We start from the raw sequence: 4,911 nt of genomic DNA, 5'->3' as shown, positions 1-4,911 counted from the left end.
ATTAAAAACAGATATTATTTTAACTTTTATCATTCACTTAAACAAGTGCAAAAAAGAGCTGTATACGCCATGCACATAGCTCTTTGTGTGATAAATTTTACGTCACCAATTAGAAGTTTGTTTGATCTGGGTCACTCGTCATACGTGTAGCACCGTGGAGGGTATCAATCGTTGCAATGTCTCCTACTGATAACTCAAAGTCAAAGAGTTGACCGTTTTCAGTGATCCGTGTTGGTGTCACTGATTTTGGTAAGGGTAGGTAACCTTTTTGTAGTGACCATTTCAGCGCGATTTGCGCTGGTGTTTTACCATGCTTTTCAGCGATTTCGATCAAGGCTGGAACGCTCAAGACTTCGCCTGTGCCGAGTGGTGAGTAGGCTTGAGTCAAGATGTTGTGGGCTTTGTTATAGGCGACAACTTCTTCTTGTTGGTCACTTGGGTTCACATAAAGTTGGTTAACGACTGGTGCGATTTTCGCTGTTTTCAAAAGCGCATCGATGTGGTGTGGGCGGAAGTTTGAAACGCCGATAGACTTGATTTTGCCAGCTGCAACGCCTGCTTCCAAGGCACGCCAAACTTCAGCATTTCTTTTTTCATAGCCGATCGTTTCGCGAATCGCTACGGGATTTGACCAATGGATGAGGAATAAATCAACGTAGTCTAAACCGAGTTTGGCAAGGCTTTCATCAATCGCTGCGATTGTTTCGTCGTAGGTTGTATTATTATTCCAGATTTTTGTTGTTACGTAGATGTCTTCGCGTGCGACACCAGAATTAGCAATGCCACGGCCGACTGAGGCTTCGTTTTTATAGACAGCTGCTGTGTCAATGTGACGGTAGCCCGCTTTAAGCGCTTCGATGACTGATTTTTCAGCGACATCACCGTCAGGTGTTTGCCAAGTACCGAAACCAACAACTGGAATTTTTTCACCATTGTTGAGTGTGTAAGTATCTGTTAAAGCCATGTGTTTCCTCCTTATTTGAACTTTCGATCAAGTTCTTATGCAATATGAGTATTAACCCAGATGAAGGCTGAACAATTCTCGTTTTCATTATAGTATAGTTATCTTTTTGTGCAAAGATTTGAAATGCGATTTTTGCGCCGTTCCGCTTGTCAAAACATTCACATTACAGTATAATTAAGCCTATATCAAAATAACCACGCTTGGCTGGAGCGCCGGCGTAAAAAGGAGAATCAAATTATGGCAGACGTTGAATCATTCCAACTCGACCACACAAAAGTCCTTGCCCCTTATGTCCGCTTAATTGGAGCTGAAACTGGTCCTAAAGGGGACGTTATCACTAACTTTGATGTTCGTTTGGTTCAACCTAACGAACAAGAAATTCCAACCGCAGGTCTGCATACGATTGAACACCTGATGGCTAGTCTCATTCGCGATCGCATTGATGGCATGATTGACTTTTCACCATTTGGCTGTCGGACTGGTTTTCACATGATCATGTGGGGTGAACATTCGTCAGAAGACATTGCTAAAGTGATCAAGTCTTCATTAGAAGCCATTGTCAATGTCGTTGAATGGGCAGATGTGCCTGGGACAACGATTGAGTCTTGTGGCAATTACCGCGACCATTCTCTTTGGACCGCTAAAGAGTGGTCAGCGCTCATTCTTGAACGCGGTATCTCAAGCGATCCATTTATCAGAAAGGTGATCTAATCTCATGAATCAGACACGCAAACGCTTATCAATGCTTACGACTGCTGCGCTTTTGACAGCACTTGCCATTCTCATTCCGCAGGTCATGCCTAAAATTGTGATTCCACCTGCCAGCTTCACGCTTGCGAGTCACGTGCCGATTATGATTGGGATGTTGATTTCACCAGTTGTTGCAGTTATTGTCGCTGTTGGCTCGACGATTGGTTTCTTAATTTCTGGTTTACCGATTGAAATTACTTTTCGCGCTGCGACTCATGTTATTTTCGCCCTCATTGGCTCTCTTTTCATCTGGAAACACCGCGACTATACGGAAGGTGTCAAATTCCAGATTTTCAATGTTGTCATTGCCTTGATTCATACCTTAGCTGAGGTCGCTATCGTCTACATTCTTTTGACAACTGGCTTCAGCCATCTGGCTGGACGAAATCTTAGCTCCCTGCTTTTAATTTTGGGCATCGGTGGCTTCATCCATTCACTCATTGATTTCAATATTGCAATGTTTATCGCAAAAGCAATCAATAGAGTTTATAAATTTGATATTTTTAAAGACTAAAGTAAAACCAGGTTCAGACAAAAAAAATATAAGAATATTCAATTCACATGATGAATCGCCAAAAAAATGTATAAATAGTAAAAAGTGCTGTTAGTGTGCTAAATTGGTATCCATTTTGGAAAAAATGCCTAGAACGGTAGAAAATAAAATTAGCCGTTTTAGTTTGACTAGTTAGCCTTTTTTCCTTGAAGGACTGAGACTTTAGTCATAACTTCTTTTTTCTATCATCTCATACAAAAAAATCCCAATCAAGTGATTGAGATTTTTAATATGTTAGCTAAAATCTATGCTTATTTTTCAGTCAATGAAGCCAAACCTGGCAAGACTTTACCTTCAAGGAGTTCCATTGAAGCGCCGCCACCAGTTGAAATCCATGAGAATTTCTCAGCGTAACCAAGGTTGATGGCTGCTGCTGCTGAGTCACCACCACCGATGATTGATTTAACGCCTGGTTGTTTAACGATTGAATCCATAACACCGATAGTACCAGCTTGGAAGTCAGGGTTTTCAAATACACCCATTGGTCCGTTCCATACAACTGTTTTAGCACCTGTCAATTCAGCGTCAAATTTCGCGATTGATTTAGGACCGATGTCAAGGCCAAGGAAGCCAGGATCGATCGCATCGCCTTCAGTATCTTTGATTTCAGTGTAACCAGCAAAAGCGTTAGCTTCTTTTGAGTCAACTGGCAAGATCAATTTACCGTCAGCTTTAGCAAGCAATTCTTTAGCGATATCCAATTTGTCAGCTTCGACAAGTGAATCACCGATTTCAATGCCTTGAGCTTTAAGGAAAGTATAAGTCATACCACCACCGATGATGACTTTGTCCGCTTTTGACAAAAGGTTTTCGATGACACCGATTTTATCTGATACTTTTGAACCACCAAGGATGGCAACAAATGGACGAACTGGTGCTTCAACTGCTTCTTGGATATAAGCAATTTCGTTTTCAAGCAAGAAACCAGCAACTGCTTTATCAACGTTAGCAGAGATACCTACGTTTGAAGCATGTGCGCGGTGAGCTGTACCGAAAGCGTCGTTGACGAAGATGCCATCGCCAAGACCTGCCCAGTATTTACCAAGCTCAGGATCATTTTTAGATTCTTTTTTACCGTCGATGTCTTCAAAACGTGTGTTTTCAACAAGCAAGATTTCGCCGTCTTTCAACGCGTCAATTGCAGCTTCAAGTTCAGCACCACGTGTTGTACCAGTAAAGACAACTTCTTTACCCAATTTTTCAGACAAAGCTTTTGCAACTGGTGCAAGAGATTTACCTGCTTTATCAGCTTCTTCTTTTACACGACCAAGGTGAGAGAAAAGAATTGCACGTCCACCTTGTTCAAGGATGTAATTGATTGTTGGTAACGCTGCAGTGATACGGTTATCGTTTGTAATCACGCCGTCTTTCAAAGGTACATTGAAGTCCACACGTACGAGAACTTTTTTACCTGTTAACTCAACGTCTTTTACAGTAAGTTTAGCCATTTGGTTGTTGCCTCCATTAAAATTGTTTTCTATAAATCTACATAGTACATTATATCACAAAAAGCCGACAGGTGGCACATTTTAATCACTTTTTCGCTTGCCAAATCCTGCCCCTGACTTTCACCCCTTAATTTTGATAAATGCTGATATGTTCCCTTTGGTGCGTCCCATTAAGCACGATATCGCGCATCGCACTTGCGAAATCTGCCATTGAGATATAACTTTTCCCAGACCTATTTAGCGTGAAAATGTCGGTGGCTAAGCTGTAAGCCCCCGTTTCAGGGCCAGCCGGATCAAAATAGGCTGCCGGTGAGAAGTAAGTATAGTTGAGATCACTTGCTTTGAGTTCAAGGGCCGCGTCACTCATATATTTAGCGACAGGGTAGAAAGGCGCTGTTACATCAACAAGGTCAATCTGACGTTTGGTGCGAGTCGCATCGATATAGAGTGAGCTCGTCCCGCCCACCGCAATGAGACGTGTTGGGCTACCTTCTAGTAAGCTCATCAGATGTCTCATGGCTTGTAGGTGCTGGATTTCTTGACCTTCAGGCGCACGAAAAGCTTCGATGATGACATCAAATGGTGCAAGATCTGCCTGTGTTAAGGCAAAAATATCTTTTTCGATGACAGGCACATCAACTTTTAGGCGACTGGCATTTCTTACTAATGCTGTGACATCTGCGCCCGCAGCAACTAATTTTTGAGTGATTAAGCTGCCTGCTTGACCTGTTGCACCGATAACTGCGACTTTCATGCTTGCTCCTCTTTTCTTCCTTAATGCTTTGATTTGCCTTCATTGTAACATTTAAAAGATGAGTTCGTAAAGAAAGAGGTGTTCAGCGACTTTGGACCAAGAAAAAAAGCAACCCCAAGGCTGCTTTTCTATTCTAATGATTAGAACTTTTTACGTTTACGAGCTGCTTCTGATTTGCGTTTACGTTTCACAGAAGGTTTTTCGTAGTGCTCGCGTTTACGAGCTTCTTGAAGTGTTCCAGCTTTTGTTACTGAACGTTTAAAGCGGCGAAGCGCGTCGTCAAGCGATTCGTTTTTACGTACGATTGTTTGTGACATAGGATTTCACCTCTTTTCCGTTTCGTAGTTATGCCAAAAGCATACTATGTTAGTTTACCATGTTTTGCGTAAAAGTCAAGGTATTTGTTGGAAACTTGCTTATATTTATCATTCAAAAATGAAAA

At 41.9% G+C, this 4,911-nt stretch carries 6 protein-coding genes; 2 read left to right on the top strand and 4 right to left on the bottom strand.

What is annotated here, in order from left to right; all coding sequences use genetic code 11:
• Positions 1-109 precede the first annotated feature (109 nt).
• Positions 110-964, bottom strand: coding sequence for an aldo/keto reductase (locus LRA01S_RS10175; protein WP_061775506.1), 855 nt, complete (start codon positions 962-964; stop codon positions 110-112).
• 237 nt (positions 965-1,201) lie between these two features.
• Here LRA01S_RS10175 and LRA01S_RS10170 point away from each other — a divergent pair, with 237 nt between their 5' ends.
• Positions 1,202-1,675, top strand: coding sequence for an S-ribosylhomocysteine lyase (locus LRA01S_RS10170; RefSeq protein WP_061775505.1), 474 nt, complete (start codon positions 1,202-1,204; stop codon positions 1,673-1,675).
• Between the two features lie 4 nt (positions 1,676-1,679).
• Positions 1,680-2,228: a hypothetical protein gene (locus LRA01S_RS10165; protein WP_061775504.1), complete on the top strand. Its 549-nt coding sequence runs from the start codon at positions 1,680-1,682 to the stop codon at positions 2,226-2,228.
• A 290-nt stretch (positions 2,229-2,518) separates the two neighbouring features.
• On the opposite strand, the gene LRA01S_RS10160 is transcribed toward LRA01S_RS10165, so the two are convergent.
• The 3 genes from LRA01S_RS10160 to rpsU form a co-directional block, all read right to left on the bottom strand.
• Positions 2,519-3,715, bottom strand: coding sequence for a phosphoglycerate kinase (locus LRA01S_RS10160; RefSeq protein WP_061775503.1), 1,197 nt, complete (start codon positions 3,713-3,715; stop codon positions 2,519-2,521).
• Between the two features lie 127 nt (positions 3,716-3,842).
• Positions 3,843-4,469, bottom strand: coding sequence for an NAD(P)-dependent oxidoreductase (locus LRA01S_RS10155; protein WP_061775502.1), 627 nt, complete (start codon positions 4,467-4,469; stop codon positions 3,843-3,845).
• 140 nt (positions 4,470-4,609) lie between these two features.
• Positions 4,610-4,786, bottom strand: a complete 177-nt coding sequence (rpsU, locus tag LRA01S_RS10150; protein ID WP_003137442.1) for a 30S ribosomal protein S21 — start codon at positions 4,784-4,786, stop codon at positions 4,610-4,612.
• Between the last annotated feature and the right edge of the window lie 125 nt (positions 4,787-4,911).

This window comes from Pseudolactococcus raffinolactis NBRC 100932 (assembly GCF_001591765.1).
GTDB classification, from domain to species: domain Bacteria; phylum Bacillota; class Bacilli; order Lactobacillales; family Streptococcaceae; genus Pseudolactococcus; species Pseudolactococcus raffinolactis.
The sequence above is the reverse complement of the archived record's forward strand: the minus strand, read 5'-3'. Positions and strand labels throughout refer to the sequence as shown.

Bases quoted from the DNA above. Each gene is read 5' to 3' on its own strand.
- LRA01S_RS10175 (WP_061775506.1), bottom strand. From the start codon at position 964: ATGGCTTTAACAGATACTTACACACTCAACAATGGTGAAAAAATTCCA.
- LRA01S_RS10170 (WP_061775505.1), top strand. From the start codon at position 1,202: ATGGCAGACGTTGAATCATTCCAACTCGACCACACAAAAGTCCTTGCC.
- LRA01S_RS10165 (WP_061775504.1), top strand. From the start codon at position 1,680: ATGAATCAGACACGCAAACGCTTATCAATGCTTACGACTGCTGCGCTT.
- LRA01S_RS10160 (WP_061775503.1), bottom strand. From the start codon at position 3,715: ATGGCTAAACTTACTGTAAAAGACGTTGAGTTAACAGGTAAAAAAGTT.
- LRA01S_RS10155 (WP_061775502.1), bottom strand. From the start codon at position 4,469: ATGAAAGTCGCAGTTATCGGTGCAACAGGTCAAGCAGGCAGCTTAATC.
- rpsU (WP_003137442.1), bottom strand. From the start codon at position 4,786: ATGTCACAAACAATCGTACGTAAAAACGAATCGCTTGACGACGCGCTT.